The organism is Microbacterium sp. ABRD28, assembly GCF_003850245.1.
In the GTDB taxonomy this organism is placed as follows: Bacteria; Actinomycetota; Actinomycetes; order Actinomycetales; family Microbacteriaceae; genus Microbacterium.
Genome location: NZ_CP031015.1, coordinates 1,446,060 through 1,471,630, shown reverse-complemented (window position 1 = coordinate 1,471,630; position 25,571 = coordinate 1,446,060). Strand labels below are relative to the sequence as shown.

The 25,571-nt window shown below is 72.5% G+C and carries 21 protein-coding genes; 9 read left to right on the top strand and 12 right to left on the bottom strand.

Annotation, left to right across the window (positions count from 1 at the left end):
* Window positions 1-45 precede the first annotated feature (45 nt).
* Window positions 46-1,395 carry a hypothetical protein gene (locus DT073_RS07105; protein ID WP_124292755.1) on the top strand — a complete coding sequence of 450 codons (1,350 nt, stop codon included), beginning with the start codon at window positions 46-48 and terminating at the stop codon, window positions 1,393-1,395.
* A gap of 79 nt (window positions 1,396-1,474) precedes the next feature.
* On the opposite strand, the gene hpf is transcribed toward DT073_RS07105, so the two are convergent.
* The 5 genes from hpf to mtrA all read right to left on the bottom strand — a co-directional run bounded on the left by hpf (window position 1,475) and on the right by mtrA (window position 7,192).
* Window positions 1,475-2,134: a ribosome hibernation-promoting factor, HPF/YfiA family gene (gene hpf / locus DT073_RS07100; RefSeq protein ID WP_124292754.1), complete on the bottom strand. Its 660-nt coding sequence runs from the start codon at window positions 2,132-2,134 to the stop codon at window positions 1,475-1,477.
* Between the two features lie 130 nt (window positions 2,135-2,264).
* Window positions 2,265-2,933: a ComF family protein gene (locus tag DT073_RS07095; RefSeq protein ID WP_124292753.1), complete on the bottom strand. Its 669-nt coding sequence runs from the start codon at window positions 2,931-2,933 to the stop codon at window positions 2,265-2,267.
* Between the two features lie 88 nt (window positions 2,934-3,021).
* Window positions 3,022-4,722 (bottom strand): LpqB family beta-propeller domain-containing protein, encoded by a 1,701-nt coding sequence (locus tag DT073_RS07090; protein ID WP_124292752.1) that lies wholly within the window; start codon window positions 4,720-4,722, stop codon window positions 3,022-3,024.
* Window positions 4,719-6,491: an MtrAB system histidine kinase MtrB gene (mtrB, locus tag DT073_RS07085; RefSeq protein ID WP_442927890.1), complete on the bottom strand. Its 1,773-nt coding sequence runs from the start codon at window positions 6,489-6,491 to the stop codon at window positions 4,719-4,721. Before mtrB ends, DT073_RS07090 begins: the two co-directional genes overlap by 4 nt.
* A 20-nt stretch (window positions 6,492-6,511) precedes the next feature.
* The gene (gene mtrA / locus DT073_RS07080) at window positions 6,512-7,192 is read right to left on the bottom strand and encodes an MtrAB system response regulator MtrA (protein ID WP_124292751.1); all 681 of its coding nucleotides are present in this window, start codon (window positions 7,190-7,192) and stop codon (window positions 6,512-6,514) included.
* 203 nt (window positions 7,193-7,395) lie between these two features.
* On the opposite strand from mtrA, the gene DT073_RS07075 reads away from it, so the two are divergent.
* The 6 genes from DT073_RS07075 (at window position 7,396) to aqpZ (ending at window position 13,834) form a co-directional block, all read left to right on the top strand.
* Window positions 7,396-8,709: a glycerophosphoryl diester phosphodiesterase membrane domain-containing protein gene (locus DT073_RS07075; RefSeq protein WP_124292750.1), complete on the top strand. Its 1,314-nt coding sequence runs from the start codon at window positions 7,396-7,398 to the stop codon at window positions 8,707-8,709.
* Window positions 8,706-9,377 carry a DUF4129 domain-containing protein gene (locus DT073_RS07070; protein ID WP_124292749.1) on the top strand — a complete coding sequence of 224 codons (672 nt, stop codon included), beginning with the start codon at window positions 8,706-8,708 and terminating at the stop codon, window positions 9,375-9,377. Before DT073_RS07075 ends, DT073_RS07070 begins: the two co-directional genes overlap by 4 nt.
* Window positions 9,374-10,579: a DUF4350 domain-containing protein gene (locus DT073_RS07065; protein WP_240638801.1), complete on the top strand. Its 1,206-nt coding sequence runs from the start codon at window positions 9,374-9,376 to the stop codon at window positions 10,577-10,579. The genes DT073_RS07070 and DT073_RS07065 overlap by 4 nt, the downstream gene beginning before the upstream one ends.
* Window positions 10,576-11,595 (top strand): AAA family ATPase, encoded by a 1,020-nt coding sequence (locus tag DT073_RS07060; protein WP_124292748.1) that lies wholly within the window; start codon window positions 10,576-10,578, stop codon window positions 11,593-11,595. Before DT073_RS07065 ends, DT073_RS07060 begins: the two co-directional genes overlap by 4 nt.
* A 2-nt stretch (window positions 11,596-11,597) precedes the next feature.
* Window positions 11,598-12,899 (top strand): DUF58 domain-containing protein, encoded by a 1,302-nt coding sequence (locus DT073_RS07055; protein WP_124292747.1) that lies wholly within the window; start codon window positions 11,598-11,600, stop codon window positions 12,897-12,899.
* 116 nt (window positions 12,900-13,015) lie between these two features.
* Complete coding sequence (aqpZ, locus tag DT073_RS07050; protein ID WP_124292746.1) at window positions 13,016-13,834, top strand: aquaporin Z; 819 nt, start codon at window positions 13,016-13,018, stop codon at window positions 13,832-13,834.
* A gap of 108 nt (window positions 13,835-13,942) precedes the next feature.
* On the opposite strand, the gene katG is transcribed toward aqpZ, so the two are convergent.
* From katG to DT073_RS07035, 3 genes are all read right to left on the bottom strand, one after another.
* Window positions 13,943-16,249, bottom strand: coding sequence for a catalase/peroxidase HPI (gene katG / locus DT073_RS07045; RefSeq protein WP_124292745.1), 2,307 nt, complete (start codon window positions 16,247-16,249; stop codon window positions 13,943-13,945).
* Window positions 16,250-16,331: 82 nt separating this feature from the next.
* On the bottom strand, window positions 16,332-16,814 hold the full coding sequence (locus tag DT073_RS07040) for a Fur family transcriptional regulator (RefSeq protein WP_124292744.1): 483 nt from the start codon (window positions 16,812-16,814) through the stop codon (window positions 16,332-16,334).
* Window positions 16,815-16,946: 132 nt separating this feature from the next.
* The gene (locus tag DT073_RS07035) at window positions 16,947-17,942 is read right to left on the bottom strand and encodes a stage II sporulation protein M (protein WP_124292743.1); all 996 of its coding nucleotides are present in this window, start codon (window positions 17,940-17,942) and stop codon (window positions 16,947-16,949) included.
* Between the two features lie 16 nt (window positions 17,943-17,958).
* Here DT073_RS07035 and DT073_RS07030 point away from each other — a divergent pair, with 16 nt between their 5' ends.
* Window positions 17,959-18,864 (top strand): RDD family protein, encoded by a 906-nt coding sequence (locus DT073_RS07030; RefSeq protein WP_124292742.1) that lies wholly within the window; start codon window positions 17,959-17,961, stop codon window positions 18,862-18,864.
* A 24-nt stretch (window positions 18,865-18,888) separates the two neighbouring features.
* On the opposite strand, the gene ahcY is transcribed toward DT073_RS07030, so the two are convergent.
* The gene (gene ahcY, locus DT073_RS07025) at window positions 18,889-20,400 is read right to left on the bottom strand and encodes an adenosylhomocysteinase (RefSeq protein WP_124292741.1); all 1,512 of its coding nucleotides are present in this window, start codon (window positions 20,398-20,400) and stop codon (window positions 18,889-18,891) included.
* A gap of 69 nt (window positions 20,401-20,469) precedes the next feature.
* Window positions 20,470-20,676 carry a DUF3499 family protein gene (locus DT073_RS07020; RefSeq protein ID WP_124292740.1) on the bottom strand — a complete coding sequence of 69 codons (207 nt, stop codon included), beginning with the start codon at window positions 20,674-20,676 and terminating at the stop codon, window positions 20,470-20,472.
* Window positions 20,677-20,737: 61 nt separating this feature from the next.
* Between DT073_RS07020 and DT073_RS07015 the strand changes: the two genes are divergently transcribed.
* Complete coding sequence (locus DT073_RS07015) at window positions 20,738-21,175, top strand: metallopeptidase family protein (protein ID WP_200829947.1); 438 nt, start codon at window positions 20,738-20,740, stop codon at window positions 21,173-21,175.
* Between the two features lie 19 nt (window positions 21,176-21,194).
* Here the strand turns inward: DT073_RS07015 and DT073_RS07010 are convergent, their stop codons facing one another.
* Complete coding sequence (locus tag DT073_RS07010) at window positions 21,195-22,637, bottom strand: DUF5719 family protein (protein ID WP_124292739.1); 1,443 nt, start codon at window positions 22,635-22,637, stop codon at window positions 21,195-21,197.
* Window positions 22,634-25,510 carry a glycosyltransferase gene (locus DT073_RS07005; RefSeq protein WP_124292738.1) on the bottom strand — a complete coding sequence of 959 codons (2,877 nt, stop codon included), beginning with the start codon at window positions 25,508-25,510 and terminating at the stop codon, window positions 22,634-22,636. Before DT073_RS07005 ends, DT073_RS07010 begins: the two co-directional genes overlap by 4 nt.
* Window positions 25,511-25,571 lie beyond the last annotated feature (61 nt).

Genomic DNA, 25,571 nt, shown 5'->3' with positions numbered 1-25,571 from the left:
CCGTTCTCCAGCGGCCTGCCCGAACGGGAACCGTAGGATCGGTTCATGGCCGGATTCTGGGGCAGTCGCAAGAAAGAACGCGAAGAACTCGCGGCGCAGGACGCCGATCTCGCCCGTCGGGCGCAGTCCTCCCTCGTCGCCACCGACGAGCGCATCCGTTCCACCACCGACGAGCTCGCCTTCGCCGAGGCCGAGCTCGGAACCGGTCCGACCGCCGATCTGCGCGAAGCGCTGGAGTCGGTGCGCACCCACATGAGCGAGGCGTTCCACCTCCACCAGCTCAACCACGACGAGATCCCCGACACCCCCGAGGAGCTGCGCACCCGCAACGCCCGGATCGTGCAGCTGTGCGAGTGGGCCGAGGAACTGCTGGATGACCGCACCGAGGCCCTCGCGGAGCCGATCGCCCGCGCCCGCCGGGCGCCCGAGATCATCGCCGGCGTCCGGCGCGACGCCGATCGGCTGCGCGGACGCCTGCCCCAGGCCCGAGAGACCGTGACCCGACTCGGGGCCCGCTACTCCGACGAAGCCCTTCGCCAGATCGAGGCCAATCCGGCGGAGGCCGAGCAGCTCCTCGGGTTCGCCGAGCACAGCGCAGGCATCGCCGAGCGTCGTCGCGAGGCCGGCCAGCGGGAGCAGGCCAACCTGGCCCTCGAAGCCTGCACCGAGGCGGTGCGCCGCGCAGAGACCCTCATCGACGCCGTCGAGACCTTCGAAGTCGAGGCGCTCCGCGCGGAATCGACCCTCGCCGCCGTCGTGGAGGACTCGCGCGGCGACCTCATCGCGGCCCGCACCGCACCGCAGACCGCGGGTGTGGCCCAGGCGATGGGGGAGCTGCAGGCGGCACTGGCCGCCCTTCCCGCCGCCGGCGTCAACACCGACCCGTTCGCCCAGCTGACGCGCCTGCGCGCGGCGAACATCGCCCTCGACGATGCCGTCGCCAAGGCGCGCGAACGTGCGGCTCGGCCGATCCCCGACATCGCGCACGTGCGGCACTCCATCGACGACGCCGACCGGCAGCTCGCCGTGGCGCGGGACGTCATCGCCGGCCACCGCGGATGGATCGGCGCGGACGCCCGCACCCGGATCGCCGAGGCCGAGCGGATCCGCGTCGACCTCGACCGCTACCTCGGAACCTCCGCGTCGGCGGCGATCGACATCGACGAGGACCACCGCGAGCAGGCCATGACGATGTCGCGACGCGTCGCGCACCTGGCCAGCGAAGCCCTGCAGCTCGCGCAGCGCGACATCGACTCGTCCCGCCCGCAGAACGGCCCCGACCAGTGGGGCGGAGGCTGGGGAGGCGGCCGCGGCAACAGCGGTGGGAGCGGCCTGATGGGCGGCATTCTCGGCGGCCTCGTGATCGGCAGCCTGCTCGACGGTTTCATCGACTGATGCCGTCCTGAAGGACGCCGAACGAGCGGATGCCCCGGGCTGACCTTCGCCCGGGGCATCCGCTCGTTTCGTCAGGGGGTCAGGAGACCAGCTCCGCCGGCTGCGCCTGCGTGGACAGCGAGATCACGCCGTAGTCCCAGCCCTTGCGGCGGTAGACCACGCTCGGGCGGTCGGTGCGGACGTCGATGAAGAGGAAGAAGTCGTGTCCGACGAGTTCCATCCGGTCCACGGCGTCTTCGACCGTCATCCACTCCGCCCCGAATTCCTTCGTGCGGATGACGACGGGGGTGTAGTCCTCCTCGTCCGACTCGCCGTTGACGATCGGCACCTCGCCGGTGGCGACGGCGCGGAGCACGTCGACGGATGCGGGTTCGACGTCGATCCCCTCGAGTGATCCGGTGCCCTTTTCGAACTTCGGGCCACGCGGGTGATTGCGTGCATCGACCCGCTTGTCCTTCGCGCGGCGCAACTGCTCGCAGAGCTTGTCGACCGCGAGGTCGAGGGCGGTGAACTTGTCGGCGTCGGTCGCCTCCGCCCGCACGATCGGGCCCTTTCCCGTGACGGTGAGTTCCACCGTGTGGTCCTCGACGTGACCGTTGCGGTAGGTGCGGTGCGTGACCTTGACGTCCAGACGCTGGGCTCGCGGCGCGAGGTGTTCGATCCGGGGCGCCTTCTCCTCGACGACCGAGCGGAACCGATCGGTGATACCGACCCCTACGCCGACGATGCTGCTCTCCATGTCAGACCTCCTTGATCCGGTCCGCCCGGACAAGGGCGGACCACCAGTCGCCTCTGTTTACACGGCAGTGTGCGTGTGTCCCCCAACGTAGTGCCGGGGCACACACCTGTCACGCACGACGACCACCCGATCACCTGTGAGTTGCGGATGAGCGCCGGGGCGTCGCGGCGACCGTGGCCGCGGCGACCACGACGAGGCCCGCCGATCGAAGTGTCCGGGCGGCCTCGAGGAGGGTCGCTCCGGTGGTGAGGACGTCGTCGACGATCACGATCGGGCGATCGCGCACGAGCTCTGCGCGCCGCGCGCGCACGCGCAGGCTCCCCGCCACGTTGCGCGCCCGGGCGTCGCGGTCGAGCCCCCGCTGATCGGCGGTCACGCGCGCCGGCGCGAGCAGGGCGACGGCCCGGAAGCCGGCGCGTCGGATCAGCAGCGGCGCCACCGCGAAGCCGCGCCGACGCAGTGCCGCGCGCGACGACGGCACCGGAACGAGGATGGCGTCCTCGGCCACCCCCGTGGCGAGGACCGCGGCGCGCAGCGCCCGTCCGAGCGGCCGGGTGAGCGCGGTGCGGCCGTCTTCCTTGAGGCCGCGGATGACGCGGGCGGGAACCCCCTCGAAGGCGAGGGCGCTGTAGGCGGAGATCTCGTCGCCGAGCAGACGCTTCGTCGGCCGCGGGGCGAGCGCCCGGCGGCACCCCCCGCAAAGCGCTTGATCCTCGGCGTCGCATCCGGCGCACTCGACCGGGAGAACGAGGGCGAGCGCGTCTGCGAGCGACTCGGACACGGTGGTCAGGAGCGGCATGCCGCCAGCTTGACCCCTCCACGCGCGGACCCTGGCCGCGGCCGCGTGATCTGTGGACAAGGTCGCTTCGCGCGCACCTGGGGAGGAGTCAGCGCGGCGACCCCTGCTGGGTCGCGAGCACCGCGATGCCCTCCGCCGTCTGCGTCCAGTTCGCGCCGCGGCGGATGAACAGTCCGCCCTGATCGGTGTGGACCCGGAGCGTCGACGCGGAGTTGCCACCCGCGAGGGTGTCGGCCCCGACGGGCGCCGCGGATTCCGTCCCCTCGCCCCCCACGACCTGCTCCCGCAGGCGCGGCTCGGTGCCGGCATCGACGAGGGCGGCCACCGAGGAGTCGTCGAGCCAGGCCACCGACGACACCGGGCCTTCGAGATCGCCGAGCACGACCGGGTCGCCGAGGCCGCTCGGCACCCCGTCGCCGTCCCTGATGACGCCGGCGACGCTGAGGGTCGTGCGTCCTCCGACGGTCACGGCCGCGGCCAGGCGCGTCCCATCTCGCGACAGGGCCATCGCCGAGATCGACGCTGCGCCCGGCCACGCGTTCGCGATCTCGATCGGTCCGCTCGGCACCCACGCCCGCACCGCCGACGGCGTCGCTTCGGGCACGGTCCAGACGTAGCCGAACGGATCGATCGTCGGGGCGGTCAGGCCGGGACGCTGATCGAACACCTGCACGTCGCCGTCGGCGTCGACGCGGCCCGTCGACCCGTCCTCGGCGAAGCGTGCGGCCGCGAAGACCCGGTCGGGCGACAGCTGCAGCGCGTCCACCTGAGCGGCCTGCTCCAGGGCATCGGAGAGGCCCGGCACCGGGTCGAGCTCATCGCCCGTGAGGAATCCGAATCCGTCAGCGGTGACCACGAGCGGCTGAGCCGCGACGCGGGTGGAGCGGACCGCGACCGTTCCCGCATCGACGTCGGAGGACCCCACTCGCATCTGCACCCGGGTCACCCCGGCCGATGCCAGGCTCTCATCGAGCTGGGTCTGCATCCGGTCGAGGGTGAGCTGCTCGAGGGTCAGCGCCGCCTCATTGAGACTCACCTGCGCCTCACCCAGCGAGACCGGGACCGCTGTCGGGCTGAGCGCCACACTGTCGGGGAAGGCCGAGACCACTGATCCTGCCAGCCACTCCACCGGCGAACCGTCGACGAGGGCCGCGGCGATGCGTGTCGGGGCATTCGTCGTCGGGAACCACCGCTCGTCGGGAACGAGGTACTCCCAGGTCGGGTCGAAGAACGCGAGCGTGTACCGGTCGAACGCGGTGACGAACGAATCGCGGTCGAGCACGATGCCGTCGGGAGCCTGGCTGATCCGCCACTCGCCATCCGCCTGTTGGAGCAGTTCGAACCGTAGCGGCAGGGTGCCGCCGGTCGCCGGTTCGTAGACCCCGGTCGCGTCCACGGTCGCCGTCGGGGCGACCGCCACCTCGACGGCGTTCTCGCCGACGGCCACGGGGGTGCGGGTCGTGCCGGTGGGCTCGATGATGACCCCGGCCGTCGGATCCCACGTGTCGCGAAGAGCGGGAGCGAGGAACTCGCGCGCCCGGGCCCAGTCGCTGACCGGACCCGCCCCCGCGCGGAGGAATCCGTCGACGATCTCCTCCGGTGTCGCACCCGGCTGCGGCCGGTCGGGAAGACGCAGGAAGTCGGGCCCCGGAAGCTGCTCCCCTGTCGAGCGCCCGCCCTGCACCGTGCCCGTGAGAGGAAGCCCCGCGCACGCGGTGAGCGCCAGAACGGCGACGACGGCGACAGCCAGGGCGCGTATCGCGCGAACGGCCCTCTCCCTGCGCTTCACGATGCCCCCGGCGACCGGCCGCCATCGCCGGAGGATGCCGCGCCCGCGGCACTCTCGGACAGCACCTGGATCGGTTGGGTGAGCCCGAGGGCGTCCAGCGGCGCGGTGTTGTCCTCCCCCGGGACGACGGCGATGGGCGAGGCTCCCTGAAGACCCTGCGCCAGGCGCGGCAGTGTGAGGACGAAGTGCGATCCCCGGCCGAGCTCCGACCAGACCGCGAGTTCCCCGCCGTGCAGGCGTGCATCTCCGAGCGAGATCGACAGGCCGAGACCGGTGCCGCCGATCGTGCGCTTGCGGGACGGGTCGGCACGCCAGAACCGGTCGAACACGTGCTCGACCTCCTCGGGTCGCATCCCGAGCCCGAAGTCGCGCACCCCGAGCGCCACCGCCTGCTGGTCGCTGTCGACGGTGACGACGATCGGACGCCCCTCGCCGTGCTCGATGGCGTTGCCCAGGAGGTTGCGGACGATCCGCCGCACCCGGCGGGGATCCATGTCGACCGGGGAATATCCCCCGGGAGCCACCAGGCGGACATCCGATCCGTGCTGCTCGGCGAGCTGACTCATCGACTCGATGACGTCGCCCGCGAGGTGCGCGAGACTCGTGGGCTCGAGCTCCAACTGGATCGACCCGGCGTCGTAGCGGCTGATCTCCAGCAGATCGGTGAGGAGGGTCTCGAAGCGCTGCACCTGAGCGTTCAGCAGCTCGGCGGCGCGCGCCGTGGCGGGGTCGAACGAGTCGCGCTGATCGTTGATCATGTCGGCGGCGAGCCGGATGGTCGTCAGCGGCGTCCGCAGCTCGTGCGAGACGTCGGAGACGAAGCGCTGCTGGACGAGGGAGAGCTCGGCGAGCTCCTTGATCTGCGACTCGATGCTGTCGGCCATCGCGTTGAAGGACTGGCCGAGGGTCGCCAGCTCGTCCTGTCCCCGCACCGGGAGCCGCACGTTCAGTTCGCCGCGGGCGAGCTTCGCGCTGGTCTCGGCGGCCTCCCCGATCGGCGTGGTGACCGAGCGGAGGACGAACCACGCGATGAGCCCGATGAGGATGACCAGGCCGACCCCGACCACCCAGAGGGTGCCCTGGATGAAGGCGAGGATCTGCGACTCGCCGGCGAGGTCGTAGGCGATGTAGACCTCGTACGCGCCGACGACCGGGAACGACAGCTGCTGGCCCACGACGATGCCGGGCACGGTGCCGCCGTTCTCGGATTCGAGCGCCACCGACTGCCACCACTGCTGCACGTCGCCGTCGGCCCGCACCTTCTGGCGAAGACCCTCGCTCAGCACGTCCTCCGGCAGGCCCGGGGTCACCAGGTCCTGCGGCGCGATACGAGACGCCCGGTCGATCCGGAAGATCGCGATCCGGTCGCTGCCCGACTGCTCGGCGAGATCGGTGCTGAGGGTCGTCATCAGCAGCTGCAGCTGCACGGGGTCGTTCCCCGGCTCGGCCGAGTCGAGGCGCTCCTGCGCAGACTGCGTGGCCCGCAGCGCCCCGCCGGTGGCCTGGTCGCGGCCGGCGGTGAAGAGGTCGTGCTGGATCGCGAGAGCCATCCACACGCAGGCGATGAGGATCGTCAGCGCCGTGAGGGCGAGGGTGATGAGGACGGTGCGGAACCGCAGAGAGCGCCGCCAGAGGTTCGTGAGGCGATCGGGCCACGAGCGCCAGTCTCGCCACGTCGCCATGCGACGGCCGATCGCGGTGGTCCCGGTGCCCGTCCCGATCGTCGGCGCCGCGCTCGTCACGGTGCGCGGACCCGAGCCGGTCGTCATGGGGCCCTCATGTCAGACCGTCACGCAACGGCGCCCGCGCGATAGCCGACGCCGCGGACGGTGGTCACGATGCGCGGGTTGTCGGGGTCGCGCTCGACCTTGGCACGCAGGCGCTGCACGTGGACGTTCACCAGACGCGTATCGGCCTTGTAGTGGTAGCCCCATACCTGCTCGAGCAGCATCTCGCGCGAGAACACCTGCTGGGGCTTGGAGGCGAGGGCCACGAGCAGTTCGAACTCCAGCGGGGTGAGGGCGATCGGTTCGTCGCCGCGCCGGACCTCGTGCGCCGAGACATCGACGGTGAGGTCGCCGATGCGCAGCACATCGGGGGTCGTCTGCGAGGCCGGGCGCAGGCGGGTGCGGATGCGCGCGACGAGCTCTTTGGGATTGAAGGGCTTGACGATGTAGTCGTCGGCACCGGATTCGAGCCCCCGCACGACGTCGGCGGTGTCGGTGCGGGCGGTGAGCATGATGATCGGGATGCCGGACTCCGCCCGGATGCGGGTGCACACCTCGATGCCGTCCATGCCGGGGAGCATCAGATCCAGCAGGACGAGGTCGGGCCGCTCCTCGCGCCACGCGTCGACCGCGCGAGCACCGTCTGCGCAGAACGCGGTCTCGAAGCCCTCGGTGCGCAGCACGATCCCGATCATCTCTGCCAGAGCGGTGTCGTCGTCGACAACCAGGATCCGTGATGTCATCGGGTCTTTCGTCCTTCGGGTCCGGTCGGGCTCGGTGAGACGCCACGGGTGTCGAACGCTCTGAGCAACACTAGTCGACGGCGCCTGGGGGCGCACCGAGCATCAGCAGGGAGTCCGGAGGCCGCTGCGCGACGGTATGACACGATGGAATCGGTGCGGCGCGACCGCGACCGCATGGCCGCACACGCGAGGAGGACCGCCCCGTGACGTCGTACCCGGCGTGGACGCCGGCATCCCGGCCCGGCATCATCCCACTGCACCCGCTGACCTTCGGCACGATCCTCGGCAGGTCGTTCACGGCACTGAGGCACAACCCGAAGGTGCTGCTCGGGTTCGCCCTCGGCATCCAGGCCGTCACCTACATCGTGGTGATCGTCGCCATCGGCGCCATCGCCATCGGCGCGTTCTCACGCCTGGACACCCTGCGGCCGGGGTCTGAGGAGTTCGACACGGTGCTCGCCGGATCGATCGCCCTCGTGGTCGTCGCCGGCATCGTGCTGGGCCTGCTCGCCGGCGCCGTCGGCGTCATCGTCCAGGGTGTCGTGGTGACCGAGGTCGCTCGGGGTGCCGTCGCCGAGAAGCCGACCCTGGGCGCGATCTGGGCCCAGCTGAAGCCCGTGGTCTGGCGACTGATCGGCTACGCGTTCCTGCTCGCGGCGGCCGGCATCGTCGCGGTGACCCTGGTGGTGCTCCTTCTCGTCGCCATCGGCTTCGCGGCGCTCCCCGTCGCCATCGTCCTGAGCGTGCTGGCAGTGCTCGCCGCGATCCCGCTGGTGCTCTGGCTGTCGACGAAGCTGATGCTCGCGCCCGCGGCGATCATCCTCGAGCACGCCACCATCCGCGGCGCCATCGTGCGGTCGTGGGTTCTCATCCGGGGCCGGTTCTGGGTGGGCCTCGGTGTGCTGGTGCTCGTCTCGCTGACCTTCTCGGTGCTCGCGCAGCTGGTGAGCGTGCCGTTCAGCCTCCTCACGAGCGGCGTCACGACGATCATCTCCCCCACCGGCGACCCCGAGCCGGGCGCCATCGTCGCCCTCATCTTCGGGCTGGTCCTGACCCAGGTCGTGACCCTGCTCATCCAGGCCGTGGCCGTCGTGGTGCAGTCCACCGCATCGGCGCTGGTCTACATCGACTGCCGCATGCGTCGAGAGGGCCTCGACCTCGATCTGCAGAGCTACGTCGAGCAGCGCGACGCCGGGCGGACCGACCTCGCCGACCCCTACCGCCTGCACGTGGGCCGTTCGATCGCGCCGCGACCGTCCGTACCGGCCTCCCCCGCGTACCCGGCTCCGCAGGGCTACGGACCACCGCCGGGATATCCCGCGCCGCAGGGCTACGGACCGCCGCCTGCGCCTCCGGGCCCACCCGCGCCCCAGGGCTACGGCCCGCCGCCCGGGTACGCCCCGCCGCCGGCTGGGCAGGTCGAAGCCCCCTCGCCGCCCGCAGGCGCGACGCCGACGAGCTGGACGGCACCCGGCGGCGCTCCCGGCGGCGACACCGCCGACCGCGACGCACCGTGATCTCCGGCGTCGCACGGATGCTCGGCGCGACACCCGTCACCCCGGACGGCGACGAGGCGCGGGAATGGGCGGAGCGGGAGCTGTCGGATCCGATCTACGCGGAAGCAGAGCCGACGGCCTTCGACCGCATCGCCCGCGCCATCGGGGAGTTCCTCGGCGGACTCTTCTCCACCGACGTCTCCGGCGGTCTGGGATCGACCTTCGCCCTCATCGCGGCCATCGGCGTGGCCGCCCTGATCATCGTCGCCCTCCTGGTGTGGGGTCTTCCCCGCGCACGACGTCGTGCCGCCGCGCCGGTCGCCGCCCTCTTCGGCGACTCCGACGAACGCGGCGCCGACGATCTTCGCCGCGCCGCGGCATCCGCGGCCGACGCCGGGAAGTGGGACGAGGCCCTCATCCTCCGATTCCGCGCGCTCGCGCGCGGCCTCGCCGAACGCGGCGTCGTCAGCACGCCGCCCGGCGCCACGGTGCACGCGTTCGCCCGGTCCGCCGGGCGCGTCTTCCCCAGTGCCGCAGCGGATCTCGAGGCGGGCGCCTCCGCATTCGACGACGTCCGCTACCTGCGTCGACCGGGTTCCCGCGACGACTACGACCGGCTGAGCCGCCTGGACGAGCAGCTCGCCGCGGCGAGGCCGGCAGCGCTCGCCCGGAGGGGTGCGATCGGATGACCGCGGCCTCTCCCGGCACCGATTCCGGCCCCTCCGTCGCGCCGTCACCCCCCTCGCGGCGACGGCGGATCGGGGGCTGGATCGCACTCGCGGTCGCCCTCCTCGCCGTCGGCAGCCTCGGCGCCCTGCTGTCGGGTCTCGGCGAGTGGGCCCAGCGCGACGCCTTCGACCCCGAGTCGGCCGGCCCGACCGGAACGCGGGCGCTGGTCGAGGTGCTGCGCGATCAGGGCGTCGAGGTCGAGGTCGCGCGCACGCGGGACGCCGTCACGCGCGCGCTCGACGGAGGCGACGCGGGGTCCACGCTGGTGCTTCCCGACACCCCCGCCCTCTCCGACGACGGGCTCGCCGCTCTCGCCGCCCCCGCCGACGACGTCGTCCTCATCGATCCGCGCTCTCGCACGCTCCGTCTCTTCCTCCCGGGCACGACCGTCGGCGGCCGCGCCGACGCACTGCTCGACCCGCAGTGCGACCTCGCCGACGCCGAGCGGTCGGGCCCGGTCGCCCCCGGCGCGGTGTTCGACGCCGGCGACGACGCCCGGGGCTGCTACCTCACCGACGACGGTGCGGCAGGCCTCGTCGTCTCCGACACCGAGGGGCGCCGCGTCGCAGCGATCGACGGCCGCGCGATCCTCGTCAACGAGGTGCTGGCCGAGGACGGAAACGCCGCTCTCGGCGTGAACCTGCTCGCGCGGCATCCGCTCGTGGTCTGGTACGACCCGATGCTCGGCGACACCGACCTGGAGAACACCGACCCCTCGCTCGGCGAGTCGACTCCGCCCTGGGTGAGTCCCGCCATCGCCCTCCTGCTCCTCGCCGCCGCGGCCGCCGCGATCTGGCGCGGCCGCCGGTTCGGTCCGCTCGTGCGCGAGCGCCTCCCGGTCACGGTCCGCGCCGCGGAGACCGCCGAGGGCCGCGCGCGCCTGTACGCCCAGACCCGCGATGCCGCGCACGCCGCCGATGATCTCCGCATCGCGGCCCTGCGCCGAATGGCCCGGCTCGTCGGCCTCGCCCCGAACGCCGCGGCCGATGAGATCTCCGATGCCACGGCCGACCGGCTTTCCGCCGATCGGCGGGTCGTCCGCGGCATCCTCCTCGACGATGTGCCGACCGACGACGCCCAGCTCACCGTCATCGCCTCGCGCCTGCGCGAACTCGAAGCCGCCCTCCGCGACGCCGTCCGTCCCGAAAGGAACCGCCCATGACCGATCAGCCGCCCGCCTCCGCCCCCGGCGGCACTGCCGCCGGCGCGCCCGCACCCACGCTCGACGACCCGGCGCTCCGCGACGCGATGCACCGGGTGCGCACCGAGGTCGGGAAGGCGGTGATCGGCCAGGACGGCACGGTCACCGGCCTCCTCATCGCCCTCCTCGCCCGCGGTCACGTGCTGCTCGAGGGCGTGCCCGGGGTCGCCAAGACCCTCCTGGTGCGCGCGTTCAGCACCGCCCTGGGCCTGGACACCAAGCGCATCCAGTTCACCCCCGACCTGATGCCCGGCGACGTGTCGGGGTCGCTCGTCTACGACGCGCGCACCGGAGAGTTCGAGTTCCGCCCCGGCCCGGTGTTCAGCAACATCGTGCTCGCCGACGAGATCAACCGCACCCCGCCCAAGACCCAGGCGGCGCTGCTGGAGGCGATGGAGGAACGCCAGGTCTCCTCCGACGGCGTGACCCGCGCGCTCCCTTCGCCGTTCCTCGTCGCTGCGACGCAGAACCCGATCGAGCAGGAGGGCACCTACACCCTTCCCGAGGCCCAGCTCGACCGCTTCCTGCTGAAGCTCATCGTCGACCTCCCGCCGCGCGAGGCGGAGCTTGCGGTGCTCCGCCGCCATGCGGAGGGGTTCGACCCGCGCGACCTCGGCGCCGCGGGCCTCCGGCGGGTCATCGACCCCGGAGAGATCGTCGCAGCTCAGCACGCCGCCGCGCGGGTGACGGTCACCGACGATGTACTCGGGTACGTCGTCGACCTCGCCCAGGCGACCCGCCAGAGCCCATCGGTACAGCTGGGGGTGAGCCCCCGGGCGACCACCGCGCTCCTCGCGGCGGCGAAGGCCTGGGCCTGGCTCGGCGGCTACCCCGCGATCACCCCCGACCACGTTCAGACACTGCTCGTGCCCACCTGGCGGCACCGGATCCGGCTGCGGCCCGACGCCGAGCTCGAAGGCGTGTCGGTCGACGCTGTGCTCACCGCGGTGGTGCAGCAGACGCGCGTGCCGGTCTGAGCGTGTACGTCACCGGGCGCCTCCCCCTCTTCGTCGGTCTCGGCGTGGTGCCGGTCGTGCTGCTCTCGATCGCCGGTGTCGACGCGTGGCTGGCGATGCTGGGCTGGGCCGTGCTCTCGATCGCTCTGGCGCTGGCGGATGCAGCGGCGGCGCCCGATCCGCGCCAGCTCGACGTCGTCCGCGACACTCCTCGGCGAAGCCTTCTCGGTCAGCAGGTCGAGACCGGCGTGACGCTCCGCAACACCGGCGCGCGGCCGCTGCGGGGGCGGGTTCGCGATGCCTGGCAGCCCACGGCCGGGGCGCCGCCCGAGCGCGCCGCGGTCGACATCCCGCCTGGCGAGTCCCGCCGGGTGCGGGTGCCGCTGCTCCCCCGCCGGCGTGGTGAGCTGCGCACCGACTTCCTCGTGGTGCGCAGCGCCGGTCCGCTGGGGCTCGCCGGCCGGCAGCGGCGCCTCGACGCCCCGGGGTCGCTGCGGGTCCTTCCGCCCTTCACCTCCCGGCGCCACCTCCCCTCGCGCCTGGCACGACTGCGCGAACTCGACGGGAACACGAGCGTCCAGGTGCGGGGGCAGGGCACCGAGTTCGACAGCCTGCGCGAGTACGTCCGCGGCGACGACGTGCGCTCCATCGACTGGCGGGCGACCGCCCGCGCCGGAACGACCATGCTCCGCACCTGGCGGCCCGAGCGCGACCGGCACGTGGTCGTCATCATCGACACCGGCCGCACCGCGGCCGCGCGGGTCGGCGACGGGGTGCGGATGGATGCGGCGATGGAAGCGGCACTTCTGCTGTCGGCCCTCGCATCGCGGGCGGGCGACCACGTGCACCTGGTGATGTTCGATCGCCTCGTGCGTGCCCGGGTGACCGGGGTCGACGGCCCCGGGCTCCTCCCCGCCCTCGTCGACGCGATGGCTCCGGTGGACCCGCAGCTGATCGACACCGACTGGGACGCGGCGATCGCACAGGTGCGACGCCTCACCTCCCGCCCCTCGCTCGTGGTACTACTGACCGCCCAGGACGCCCCCGAGGCCGCTCGCGGGTTCCTCGGGTCGCTCCCGGCGCTCACCGCCCGCACCCGCGTCGTCGTGGCCTCGGTCACCGACGATCCCGTGCCCGCCGACCCGCGACCCGACGCCGACGAGCTCTACCGGCAGGCCGCCTACGCGCGGGCGGCGCGGGACGCCGAACGGGTCGCCGCCGCGGTCCGTCGTGCCGGCGCGGAGCCGATCGCCGCCTCGCCCGACGATCTTCCGCCCGCCGTCGCCGACCGCTACCTCGCCCTGAAGGCGGCCGGACGGCTGTGACCGGCCGCGTGTGCGGCAGACCTCGGGCGGGAAGGCGAGCCCGCGCGTGAGCCGCGTGTGCGGACACAGGCCGCCCCCGTGCGACGCTACGCTCGGCGCGACGAAAGGAATCCGACATGTCGGACGCACCACCCACGGCCGGACACGACCCCGCTGCGCGCGATGCCGTGCCCTCGACGAGCACGAAGCTGGTGGCCGAAGCGCTCGGAACCTTCCTCCTCGTCTTCGGCGCGATCTCGGCAGCCCTCTTCGCCGCCGACGTCGGCGCGAGTGAGAACGGCACCTCGCTCGGCATCGGATTCGTCGGCGTGTCCCTGGCGTTCGGTCTGACCCTCATCGCCGGCATCTACGCCTTCGGCCCGATCTCGGGGGGTCACTTCAACCCCGCCGTCACGCTCGGACTCGCCGCCGCCGGCCGCTTCGCCTGGCGCGACGTGCCCGCCTACCTCATCGCACAGATCGTCGGCGGACTCGTCGGCACGACGCTGATCGTGCTCATCGGCCTCTTCGGCCCCGGCGACTGGCTCGCGCAGGCCCAGGACGGCGGTTTCGCCAGCAACGGCTTCGGAGAGCTCTCCCCCGGCGGTTTCGGCCTCGGCGCCGCGATCATCACCGAGGTGCTCTTCACCGCGATCTTCGTCATCGTGATCCTCGGGGTCACCCACCCGCAGCGCGGCACCGCGGGCTTCGCCGGGCTCGCCATCGGCCTGACCCTCACCCTCATCCACCTCGCGACCATCCCGATCGACAACACCTCCGTCAACCCCGCGCGTTCGATCGCGACCGCCGTCTACGGCGGAGCCGAGCCATTCCTGCAGCTGTGGGTCTTCATCGTGTTCCCGATCGTCGGGGGTCTCCTCGCGGGATTCCTGCACCGGGCGCTGTTCGAGAAGACGCCTGCGCCGCCGGCGCAGAAGGAGGCCCGGACGCGCTGACGCCGGGCCGCGTCATCCGCTCTTCACGCCCTCCCTTCGACGAGGACGGGCCCGCCCTCCGTGAGGAGAACGGGCCCGATCCCTGCGAGGAATGCTCGGCGGCGACCGTTAGACGAGGTCGAAGCGGTCGAGCTCGGTGACCTTGGTCCAGGCGGCGACGAAGTCGCGCACGAACTTCTCGGTCGCGTCGTCGCTCGCGTACACCTCGGCGAGCGCGCGCAGCTCGGAGTTCGAGCCGAACACCAGGTCGACGCGGGTGCCGATGCCGACCGACTCGCCGCTGCCGTCACGGCGTCCCTGGAAGGCGTGCGAGCCGGGGTCGAGCGGCTTCCAGGTCACCCCGAGGTCGAGCAGGTTCACGAAGAAATCGTTCGTGAGCGCGCCGGGCCGATCGGTGAAGACGCCGTGGTCCGAGCCGTCCCAGTTCGCGCCGAGCACCCGCAGGCCCCCGACGAGCACCGTCATCTCGGGTGCGGTGAGAGTGAGGAGGTTGGCGCGGTCGAGCAGGTGGTACTCGGCCGGGAGCGTCGCGTCGGGCCCGTAGTAGTTGCGGAAGCCGTCGGCGACGGGCTCGAGCCACGCGAACGAGTCGGCGTCGGTCATCTCCTGGGTGGCATCGGTGCGCCCGGGCCGGAAGGGCACCTCGACGGTGACACCGGCCTCGGCCGCAGCCTTCTCGACACCCGCGTTGCCGGCGAGGACGAGCAGGTCGGCGAGCGAGACGCGCGTGCCGTCGGTCTGCGCCTCGTTGAAGCGCTGCTGGATGCCCTCGAGGATGGGCAGCACCTCCGCCAACTGCGCGGGGTTGTTCACCGCCCAGTCCTTCTGCGGGGCCAGGCGGATGCGTGCGCCGTTGACGCCGCCGCGCTTGTCGCTGCCGCGGAAGGTCGACGCCGCGGCCCAGGTCGTGCCGACGAGCTGCGAGGCGGTCAGACCCGAGGCGAGGATCTCGGTCTTCAGAGCCGCCGCGTCGGCAGCGTCGATGAGCTCGTGGTCGACCGCCGGCACGGGGTCCTGCCACAGCAGCACCTCTTCGGGCACCTCGGCACCCAGGTACCGGTCACGCGGACCCATGTCGCGGTGGGTGAGCTTGAACCAGGCGCGGGCGAAGGCGTCGGCGAAGGCTTCGGGGCTCTCCAGGAACCGGCGCGAGATCTTCTCGTATTCCGGATCCATGCGCAGCGCGAGGTCGGTGGTGAGCATGCGCGGTTCGCGCCGCTTCGAGCCGTCGTGGGCCAGCGGCACCATGTCGGCGCCGGCACCGTTCTTCGGACGCCACTGGTGGGCGCCCGCCGGGCTCTTCATCAGCTCCCACTCGTAGGCGAAGAGGATGTGGAAGAACTCGTTGTCCCAGCGGGTGGGGTGGTAGGTCCAGGTGACCTCCAGGCCCGAGGTGATGGTGTCATCGCCCTTGCCGCTGGCGTGGGAGCTGCGCCACCCGAGCCCCTGCTCCTCCAGCGGAGAGGCTTCGGGGTTGTCGGCGAGCGCCGAGTCCGGCGCGGCACCGTGGGTCTTGCCGAAGGTGTGGCCCCCGGCGATGAGAGCGACGGTCTCCTCGTCGTTCATCGCCATGCGGGCGAAGGTCTGACGGATGTCGTGCGCAGCGGCGACCGGGTCGGGGTTTCCCTCAGGCCCCTCGGGGTTGACGTAGATGAGCCCCATGTGGGTGGCACCCAGCGGCTTGTCGAGCTCTCGCCCTTCTCCCGAGAAACGCTTGTCGCTGCCCATCCACTCGGTCTCGGCGCCCCAGTACACATCGTCGTCGGGCTCCCACACGTCGGCGCGGCCGCCGGCGAATCCGAAGGTCGGGAAGCCCATGTCCTCGAGCGCGACGTTGCCGGCGAGGATCATGAGGTCGGCCCACGAGATGCTCTGGCCGTACTTCTTCTTCACGGGCCAGAGAAGGCGGCGTGCCTTGTCGAGGTTGACGTTGTCGGGCCAGCTGTTCAGGGGCGCGAAGCGCTGCTGTCCGGCGCCGCCGCCCCCGCGCCCGTCGGTAACCCGGTAGGTGCCGGCGCTGTGCCACGCCATGCGGATCATCAGCGGGCCGTAGTGGCCGAAGTCGGCGGGCCACCAGTCCTGCGAGGTGGTGAGCAGTTCGGCGATGTCACGCTTGACGGCGGCCAGGTCGAGGGCTTCGAACGCGGCGCGGTAGTCGAAGTCGGCACCCAGCGGGTCGCGCTCGGCCGGGTTCTTCGCCAGGATGCGCACGTTCAGCTGGTTCGGCCACCACACCCGGTTCGCCGAGCCGGCGGTGGGGTGCGGCATCGCGGTGTGCACCACCGGGCACGAGCCTGCCTGCTGATCGGGCTCGTCGGTGACCGTGACGGCCTGGTCGACCTCGGTCTCGCCGCCGATGCCCGTGGCGGTGTCGGTGCTGTCGGTGGCGGTGGTGACGTCGTCGTGATGCGTCATGTGTTTCCTTCCTCAGGGGTGGGGATGATGGACGTGGCGGCGCGAGGGACAGGGCGCGGATGCCGGGCCGAAGCCCGTCGCGTCACCGCCGCGTCGTCGGGGGGACGGGCGCCGGGACGCCGGTGTCCGATGTGGCGCCGAGGGGCCGGCAGTCCGCGCACAGGCCCCAGAACGTCACCTCGGCGGTGCGCACGGCGAAACCGTGCGCCGACGACGGATGCAGACAGGGTGCCTCGCCGACGACGCAGTCGACGTCGGCCACCGCGCCGCAGGACGTGCAGACGAGGTGATGGTGGTTGTCGGCGACGCGGCGCTCGTACAACCCCGGGTGACCGGCCGGCTCGATGCGCCGCGCGACCCCTGCAGCGACGAAGTCGGCCAGGGCGTTGTACACCGACTGCAGATTCGTCTGCGGGTTGATCCGCGCGACGCGCCGATACAGCTCGTCGGCGCTGGAGTGCGGCGCATCGGTGAGCGCATCGAGCACCGCGCGCCGCGAGTCGGTGACCCGCAGGCCCGCCGCGCGGAGCGCGGCGGCGGAGGTCGGTGCGGCGGGCGAAGTCACGCCACCACCCTAGTCCGTTCTTTTTAGTCGATCAAAAGAACACGCGGTGTCGGGCGCGTTGCGCGAAGGTGTCGAGAGCAGCCGCGAGTTCCGTCCCGCCAACTGCGCGACCTTCGCGCCCGCGCGGCGCCCTCAGCCGGCGACGAGGGTGGGTGTGCCGGTTTCGAACTCGGTCATGTCGCCGGTCTCGCCGAGTCGGTCGGCGCGGCGGCCGACGATGAGCATGTAGGCGAGGAACGCGCCGAGCGCCAGCGCGCCGATGCCGATCTTGACCGGCCACGGCCACGGCTGCGCCGTGACGAAGCCCTCGATGACACCGGCGACCGCCAGGGCGAGCACGAGGCCGATCGCCACCGTTGCCAGCGAGCGCCCCGCGGCGGCGAGAGCCTCGGCCCGCGGCCTGCGACCCGGCGCCACCCACGCCCAGAAGATGTGGAGTCCCGCTGCCCCGGCGACGAAGATGCACGTCAGCTCGAGCAGACCGTGGGGAAGGATGAACAGGATGAAGACGTCGCCGCGGTCGAACGCGAGCATGATCGCCGCGGCCGTTCCGACGGCGACGGCGTTCTGAACGAGCACCATCACGGGCCAGATCCCGGTGATGCCGAACATGACGCACTGGGCGGCGATCCACGCGTTGTTGGTCCACACCGTGCCGGCGAACGCGGCTGCGGGGTTCTCGCTGTAGTACGAGGTGAACTGCTCCTCGGCGTAGTACTCCAACTGGGCCTGCGGCCCGAGGGTCGCGACGAGCGCCGGATCGGAGGAGATCCAGAACGCCACGACCGCGCCGACGGCGATGAAGGACAGCGCGATCACCAGCGTCGTCCACCGCAGCCGGTACAGGGCCGCGGGCAGTTGCAGCAGGAAGAATCGGGGGATCTGTCGCAGCGGGTTCTCCCGCCCACCGGTCAGCCGCAGCCGCGCGCGGGCGAGGATCGTCGAGACGTGGTCGCCCTCGGGTGTCCGCCCCGCCGTGGTCTTGATCTCGGCGAGATCCGCCGACGCCGCGCGATACCGGTCAACGAGCTCGTCGACCTCGGCTCCGGTCAGGCGGCGGCGCCTGCTGAGCTCGTCCAGTCGCGCCCACTCCTCCCGCCGCGCAGCGGTGAGGGCGTCGAGGTCCATGTGTTTCACTGTAGTCATGCCCTCCGACGGCTCGGCGACCACCTCTTCCCCGCGCGCCGGCACGGACCCGCGAAACGCCGGGCCAGCCCGTCCGCAGATCGTGGAGATCGACCAGGACGAGATCCTCACCGGCGAGGCCGTCGCCCTCGACGTGCAGCCGATCGGCTTCTTCCTGCGCGCCCTCGGCACTCTCATCGACGTTCTCATCGGGGCCGCGATCCTCATCCTGTTCGCGATCGCCGCCGGGTGGCTGACCGCCTCCGGCGCCCTCGACCCGGTCGTGACCCCGATCCTCACCATCGCGGTCATCGTGATCGTGCTCGTCGTTCTCCCCACCGTGGTGGAGACCGCCACCCGCGGCCGCAGCGTCGGCAAGCTCGCCGTCGGCGGGCGCATCGTCCGCAGCGACGGCGGCGCCTCCGGCTTCCGGCAGGCGTTCATCCGCGCCCTGGTCGGCGTCCTCGAGATCTGGTTCACGGTGGGGGCCCTCGCCGCCATCGTGGGCGCCTTCACTCCGCGCTCGCAGCGGCTGGGTGACCTGCTGGCCGGCACCTACGCCGAGCGCACCCGCACCCCGCGCCTCCCCGCCCCGGCGCCCGGCATGCCGCCGGCGCTCGAAGGCTGGGCGACGATCGCGGATGTCGCGCGGCTGCCCGACCCGCTCGCCCGGCGCATCGCGCAGTTCGTCCGCAATGCGGTGAACCTCGAGCCGGCCGCTCGCGCCCGGGTGGCGATGTCGCTCGCGAACGAGGTGGCGGCGCACGTCTCGCCGCTGCCCCCCTCCGACCCCGAGACCCTCCTGCGGGCGGTGGCGAGCATCCGCCGCGACCGCGAATATCGCGCGCTCACCCTGGAGGCGCGGCGCGTGGCCGCCCTCACCTCGGGTGAGACCGCAGCACCGCGCGGTTTCCCGGAGCGCTGACTCCGGGTCATCCGCCCTGTCGGCTCAGTACCGGTAGTGATCCAGCTTGTACGGACCCTCCACCGGCACACCGATGTAAGCCGCCTGCGCGGGTGAGAGCTCGGTGAGCTCGACGCCCAGCGCAGCGAGGTGCAGACGCGCGACCTTCTCATCCAGCGCCTTGGGGAGCACGTAGACACCCGTCGGGTACTCCTCGCGGCGCGTGTAGAGCTCCAGCTGGGCGAGCACCTGGTTGGTGAACGACGCGCTCATGACGAAGGACGGATGCCCCGTGGCGTTCCCCAGGTTCATCAGGCGCCCCTCGCTGAGAACGAGCACGCTCCGACCGTTCGGCAGGCGCCACTCGTGAACCTGCGGCTTGATCTCGACACGCTCCGCACCGGCGAGCGACTCCAGGCCCGCCATGTCGATCTCGTCGTCGAAGTGGCCGACGTTCGCCACGATCGCGAGGTGCTTGAGCCCGAGGAGGTGCTCGACGGTGACCACGCCGGTGTTCCCGGTTCCCGTCACCACGATGTCGACCTGGCCGAGCACCGACTCCAGTCGCGCCACCTGGAAGCCGTCCATCGCGGCCTGCAGCGCGCAGATCGGGTCGATCTCGCCGACGATCACGCGGGCTCCCTGGCCGCGCAGCGCCTCGGCGGCGCCCTTGCCGACATCCCCGTACCCTGCGACGAAGGCGACCTTGCCGCCGATGAGCACGTCGGTGGCGCGGTTCAGCCCGTCGGGCAGCGAGTGGCGGATGCCGTAGACGTTGTCGAACTTCGACTTCGTCACCGAGTCGTTGACGTTGATGGCGGGGAAGAGCAGCGTCCCGGCGGCGGCGAGCTCGTAGAGGCGGTGCACGCCCGTGGTCGTCTCCTCAGTGACGCCGATGAGGTCGGAGGCCATGCGGGTGAAGCGCTGCGGATCGCGGGCGAGGCTCCGGCGAAGCGTCTCGAGCACGATCCGGTACTCCGCCGAAGCCCCCTCGTCGGCATCGGGCACGGCGCCGGCCTTCTCGAACTCGACGCCCTTGTGCACCAGGAGCGTGGCGTCGCCGCCGTCGTCGAGGATGAGGTTCGGCCCCGTTGCGCCCTCGGCCGACCAGTCGAAGATGCGGTCGGTGCACGCCCAGTACTCCTCGAGCGTCTCGCCCTTCCACGCGAACACCGGCACCCCGGCGGGGTGCTCGACCGTGCCGGTCGGGCCGACGACGACCGCGGCGGCGGCCTCATCCTGGGTGGAGAAGATGTTGCAGCTGGCCCAGCGCACCTGGGCGCCGAGAGCCACGAGGGTCTCGATCAGCACCGCGGTCTGCACGGTCATGTGCAGCGATCCGGCGATGCGGGCCCCGCGCAGCGGCTGCGACGGCCCGAATTCCTCTCGAAGCGCCATGAGTCCGGGCATCTCGTTCTCAGCGAGGCGGATCTGGTGGCGTCCGGCCGGTGCGAGCGACAGGTCGGCGACGGAGTAGTCGATCGAGCGGGCTTCGTCGACGGTGGTGGCGGAGGAATCGGATGCCGCGGGCGCGACGGCGACAGAGGGAGTGGCCATTGGCCCATTCTCCCACGCCGTCGCTTCTCCCGGCCGGCCGGCAGCTCAAGGCTGCGCGCGGGGGGGGCGTCAGACGCGCAGCGTCTCGTGCCGGACGACGACCCAGCCCTTCGGGACCGACATCCGCTCGGTGTGGATCGCGCAGAGGTCGTGCGCATGGGGATCGCCGGTCCGCCCGAGCGGCCCCAGGGCCGCCATCTGGTCGCCGTAATCGAAGGTCAGTGTCGACGTCGCCTCACGGGCGCAGCCGACCTTGGAGCAGAGTCTGTCGCGCATCGTCCTTCACGCTAGTCACGACCTCGGACAGCGACCGGATGCCGCGCCGTAGGATGAACGCATGGCCTGGCGTCGAGCACGAAGCGCGCAGGCGTACTCCCGCCCCGACCGTCACGGACGACATGGTCGCGAAGGTCGCAGCCCTGTCGTGCGCCCGCCGCTCCCGCCGCTGGACACCCGGGTGGAGAGGTTCGACCTGGCGGTGGGCTCCGTGGCCGAATTCCTCCGCTCCGCGTGGCCCGAGCTGCGCGAGGTGAGCTTCGAGATGGCCGACATGCCTCCCGCGACCGACGCCGACGGCATCCCCCGCTGGGTCGTCTCCCGCGAGCGCAAGCGCATCATCCTCTACCGGATCCCCATCGAACGCCTCGGCCATCTGCACCGCAACGACGATCTGCACCGCCGCATGATGATCGAGAGCTGCGTGTTCCGCGCCGCTGCCGAGTACCTCGACCGCGATCCGTGGGACCTCGGTCCGGAGCGCTTCCGCTTCCTCTGAGCTGCGCCCGGATGTCGGCTCAGGGGTAGACGACGGTCGGCGGCGCCGCCGCATCCGATGGCCACACCGGGTAGCCGGCGAGAGCGTTGTCACCGGACAGCGACATCCCGGCGTGGATGACGCCGCCCGATGTCTCGATGACCGAGACGGTGCGGGGTTCGGCCGGCACGACCGCCGACCCGTCCGCGGGCACCTCGACGGTCTGGATCACGGCCCCCTCGAGCGTCGAGACGGTGACGGTCGCCGGCTCCTCGCCGCTGTTGGCGAGCGTGAGCACCGGCGCAGGGCCCGCGGGAGCGGCGACGAGGGCCGTCTGGCCGAGGGCCGGGGCCGGGGTGAACCAGGCGAAGTCGCTTCCCTGCACGAACCCGCTGGTGTGCCACGCGGCGGCCACCACCGGCGCGTCGGCCTCGACGCGAATCACGTACTCACCCTCGGTGAGACCGGCCACCTCCGCTTCGAGCGGCACACCCGGTTCGAGCGGCACGACGACAGGCGATCCGATGCTCGCCCCGGTCGCGGCGTCTGTGGCGGTGACCGTCGCCGAGACCGGACCAGCGGCGCCGGCGGCGGGCGCCATGACGCGCACGATCGTCTCGGCTCCCTCCCCGGCACCTTCGCCCTGCGTCGCGGCGGGCACCGCCACCCCGGCGATCACCTGCTCGGTCGAGGGCGCGACGATCGGGCCGATCTGGTCGATGCCCGCCGCCTGCAGGGTGCGGGTGACGCTGGTCTGCAGTGACGCTTGAATCGGGGCCCCGGTGGCGGTGACCCGGATGACCGGGCTCTGCTCGCCGAGGAGCAGACCCGCCAGCGGGACGATGCGCTGAGCCCCCGCGCGCACCACGATGTCGGCGCCACCGGCGGGCTGCTGCTCCCCCGACGCACCGAACAGGGTGAGCTGGACGGTCGCGGGGACCGAGCCGGGGTTGGTGAGGATCACAAGGTCGGCGGCCCCGGTCGTTCCCGACCCGCCGACCAGCCACGACTCCGTGAGCGGCGGACGACACGCCGACGCAGCGAACCCGGAGAGATCGGGGTCCGACACGGTCGCCGCGCCGGCGGCGGCGAGCGCCGCGGCTTCTCGACCGGCCGGCTCGGCCGTGTACGCCTCGGGCCCGACGGCCTCGGGCACCTCGGTCTCGAGGATGCGAGGCTTCGCGGCGGCGTCATCGGGTCGTCCTCCGCTCGTCCCTCCGCTTGTCACGGCGGCGACGGCCGCCTGGCTCAGCCCGAGCGCGTCCTCGGCGGTGCGGCCCAGGGCGATCAGGCCGCCGGGGCACGCGAGCGTGACGGTGTCGGGCTGGGGGGTGACCGAGAGGGCGAGCGGTGCGCGTTCGACCGTCGGCCAGGGCACGGCCGACAGAGTCACGATGCCCACGACGAATCCGGCCGCGGCAAGGGTGCCCGCCAGCATCCGGGCACTCGTGGCGGCCCAACGGAATCTGCGGCGATCGCTCATCGCTCCTCCAAAGCGCCTGGCCCGCTCGTGCCGAAGCCGACGATGCGGGGTGTCCGCCGCGCCGCGCGGCGCGACGCCCGCGTGGGCACGGCGAGCAGGAGCGCGATCGCGAGCACGGCGAGGTTCGCCCAGAGGATCAGGCGTGAGAGGTCGGCGGCGGACGCCGGCAGATCCGGTCGCTCGGCGACCTCGCCGGTCACGCGCCACAGCTCGCCCTTCGGGGTGGCGCCGGCATTGTCCAGCCCGTCCCGCTGGTCGAGGGCGAGAACGGCGTCCAGCCGGAACGCGCGAGCGGCGTCGGACTCGGGGATCGCGGCCGGCGCGAGCACGACGAAGCCGATCCCGCGATCGGCGAGCTCGGCGACCGAGCCCTCCCCGGTCGTGGAGATGAGGTCCACTGCCAGGGTCGCGACGGTCGAATCGGCGGCCGTGGGGGTGGCGCGCGTGGCCTCCAGGGTGCTCTGCCCGCTGAGCGTCTCGCTCTCACCCCAGATCACCGCCGCGGCCACTCCGCCGCCGTTCTGCGGGGTGAGCACGAGAGTCCCGACGTCGGGGTCGTCGCCACCCTCGGCGGCGATGAAGGCGGGGAGGGTGCTGTCGGGTCCGTTGGTGAGTTCCGACGCGCCCCGGGCGAGCGCGGTGAGCTGCGGCACGGCGAGGACGGCGACGGCAAGACCCGCGGTGAAGGCTGCGGCGACCCGTGCACCGCGCATCCGCGGGGCGAAACCGGCGTCCAGAGCGACGAGAGAACCGCCCACCAGGCCGATCCATGCGAGACTCAGGCCGGGGCCCGGCCACAGCGGCACGCTCGCCCCTTCCCTCATGGAGACCGAGATGCCCACCGCGACGAAAGCGGTGACGATGCCGAGCGCGGTGATGACGAGCAGGCTGATCCCGGTCGCCCACCGCGGCGTGAGGGGGGCCAGGAGCGCGAGGACCGCGAGCGGAGCGACCAGGAGCGGCACCCACCACACCCAGATCCCGTCGAGCATCGTCGCCCATCCCCCGGCGTCGGGGGAAGGAAGACCGGCGATCAGCAGGCTCCGGCCGACGACGTCGGCACCGACCTGCGAACCCGACCACGGCAGACCCGGATCGGCCACGAGCGCCCACCACTGCCCCGCCATCCCCTGCCACCACACCAGCGGTGCGGCCATGACCACGGTCGGCACGAGCGTCCAGACCAGCTGCGCGGTCCCGCGTCCCGAACGCGCGACGATGCTCAGCAGCAGCGCCAGCACCCACAGGGCGACGAACGCCGGGGCGAGCGACGGCGCGCAGGCGATCACCGCCGCAAGGAGCAGGGAGGCGACCCCGGCTGCGGCCCACGAGCGGTGGGCCACGGCGCCGGTGTAGAACAGCCACGGCAGAAGAAGATGGAGGATGACCGCCGCAGGTCGCCCCTCGGTGAGGGCGGCCAGGAACGCCGGGGCGAGCGCCCACAGCGCGCCGCCCAGCAGGCGCAGGCCCGAGCGCTCGGTGACGCGCGTGGCGGCGAACCAGCCGCCTGCGGCCGCCAGCGGCAGGGCCAGGACCCACAGCAGCACGAGTGCCCGTGACGGGTCACCCGGCCACAGGCTTCCGATGATCGCCAGGAGGGTGGCGAACGGGTCGGCCGGGCCGACGACGTCGAGGCCGAGCTGGCGCCTGCCGAAGGCCGCGTCGGCCCAGAGCTCGGCCAGCGTCGTGCGCAGCGGCAGCAGACCGCCGCCGCCCATCACGGGCCAGGCGAGGAGAGCGGTGAAGGCCGCGACCGACACCACCAGCGCACCGAGCACCAGCCACGCCCCGCCGCCGGTGAAGAAGTGCAGGTCGCGCCGAACGTAGACGCCCGAGTCGGTGGCCGCTTCGGCGTCGGCCTCGTCGTCGAGACGCTCCCGCAGCTCGCTCTGCGAGATGCGGAGGGCGGCCAGCTGCGGCCACGACGCCTGGCGGGTGCGACGGATGCGACGGCGCGCGCGCACCACAGGGGGGATGCGCACGAGGGTCACCACGGCGGCCCACCATTCGGGGAGGACGCGTTCGGGCTGTTTGGTGACGAGGTGGGCCGCGGTGCGCCACACCGCGATGGGCAGGATCGTCAGCCAGAGGGCGAAGACCGCGGCGGGGTGGGCGTAGACGAGGCGGCGATGTAGCTCTGCGGCGCGCGTCGCGAACGCCCGCCGGCGGCGCCGCCGGGCCGTCGTCGGCGCCGGAAGGCCGGCGACGCCATCGCCCTCGCTGGCGACGAGCGCCGATGGGACGAGCGAGACCCGAGACCCGGCGAGGCGGGCGCGGATGCCGAGGTCGAGCCCCTCGTCGGCACCGCTGAGTGCGGGGTCCAGGCCCTCGAGCGCTCGCCACGCGTCGGCGCGGACGAGAAGACCGCGCACGTCGGCGCCCAGCACGTCCTGCCGGGCGTCGTGCTGCCCCTGATCGAGCTCGCCGTCGGCGAGTCCGACCGAGCGACCGAGCCGGGTCAGTGTGACACCCAGCGAGACGATCTCGCTGCGGTCATCCCACCGCACGAGTTTCGGGGCGACGAACGCGACCGACGGCGCGAGCTCCAGGGCGCCGACGAGCTGCCGGAGCGCGTCGGGCTCGGGCGCGGTGTCCTGGGCGAGCAGCCACACCGCGTCGCCGTCGAGCCGGTGGGAGGCCAGCGCCGTCGCCGCGGCGAACCCCGTCGAGGCCGAGGCGGTGATGACCGACTCGGCACCGGACGCGGCCGCGATCTCAGACAGCCCGGCGCTTTCGCCGCAGAGCACGATCGTCAGCGCGTCGACGGGACGGGACTGCTGCCGCAGCGCCGCCAGCGTGCGACGCAGGTGGGGGGCCACCGTCGTCCGCCCGTCGGGGCGCACGACGAGAAAGGCATGGACTCTCGCGGGCATGACCTGGTCAGCCTAGGCGCGAAGCCGGCGGGGCCGGGGCGCACGCGCCGCGAAGACGACG

Excerpts from the sequence above, each read along its gene's own strand:
- DT073_RS07020 (WP_124292740.1), bottom strand. The coding sequence starts at position 20,676 with ATGCGCGACAGACTCTGCTCCAAGGTCGGCTGCGCCCGTGAGGCGACG.
- DT073_RS07030 (WP_124292742.1), top strand. The coding sequence starts at position 17,959 with ATGCCCTCCGACGGCTCGGCGACCACCTCTTCCCCGCGCGCCGGCACG.
- DT073_RS07065 (WP_240638801.1), top strand. The coding sequence starts at position 9,374 with ATGACCGCGGCCTCTCCCGGCACCGATTCCGGCCCCTCCGTCGCGCCG.
- DT073_RS07105 (WP_124292755.1), top strand. The coding sequence starts at position 46 with ATGGCCGGATTCTGGGGCAGTCGCAAGAAAGAACGCGAAGAACTCGCG.
- DT073_RS07035 (WP_124292743.1), bottom strand. The coding sequence starts at position 17,942 with ATGGACCTCGACGCCCTCACCGCTGCGCGGCGGGAGGAGTGGGCGCGA.
- mtrA (WP_124292751.1), bottom strand. The coding sequence starts at position 7,192 with ATGACATCACGGATCCTGGTTGTCGACGACGACACCGCTCTGGCAGAG.
- ahcY (WP_124292741.1), bottom strand. The coding sequence starts at position 20,400 with ATGGCCACTCCCTCTGTCGCCGTCGCGCCCGCGGCATCCGATTCCTCC.
- DT073_RS07010 (WP_124292739.1), bottom strand. The coding sequence starts at position 22,637 with ATGAGCGATCGCCGCAGATTCCGTTGGGCCGCCACGAGTGCCCGGATG.
- katG (WP_124292745.1), bottom strand. The coding sequence starts at position 16,249 with ATGACGCATCACGACGACGTCACCACCGCCACCGACAGCACCGACACC.
- DT073_RS07060 (WP_124292748.1), top strand. The coding sequence starts at position 10,576 with ATGACCGATCAGCCGCCCGCCTCCGCCCCCGGCGGCACTGCCGCCGGC.
- hpf (WP_124292754.1), bottom strand. The coding sequence starts at position 2,134 with ATGGAGAGCAGCATCGTCGGCGTAGGGGTCGGTATCACCGATCGGTTC.
- DT073_RS07005 (WP_124292738.1), bottom strand. The coding sequence starts at position 25,510 with ATGCCCGCGAGAGTCCATGCCTTTCTCGTCGTGCGCCCCGACGGGCGG.
- DT073_RS07015 (WP_200829947.1), top strand. The coding sequence starts at position 20,738 with ATGGCCTGGCGTCGAGCACGAAGCGCGCAGGCGTACTCCCGCCCCGAC.
- mtrB (WP_442927890.1), bottom strand. The coding sequence starts at position 6,491 with ATGACGACCGGCTCGGGTCCGCGCACCGTGACGAGCGCGGCGCCGACG.
- DT073_RS07095 (WP_124292753.1), bottom strand. The coding sequence starts at position 2,933 with ATGCCGCTCCTGACCACCGTGTCCGAGTCGCTCGCAGACGCGCTCGCC.
- aqpZ (WP_124292746.1), top strand. The coding sequence starts at position 13,016 with ATGTCGGACGCACCACCCACGGCCGGACACGACCCCGCTGCGCGCGAT.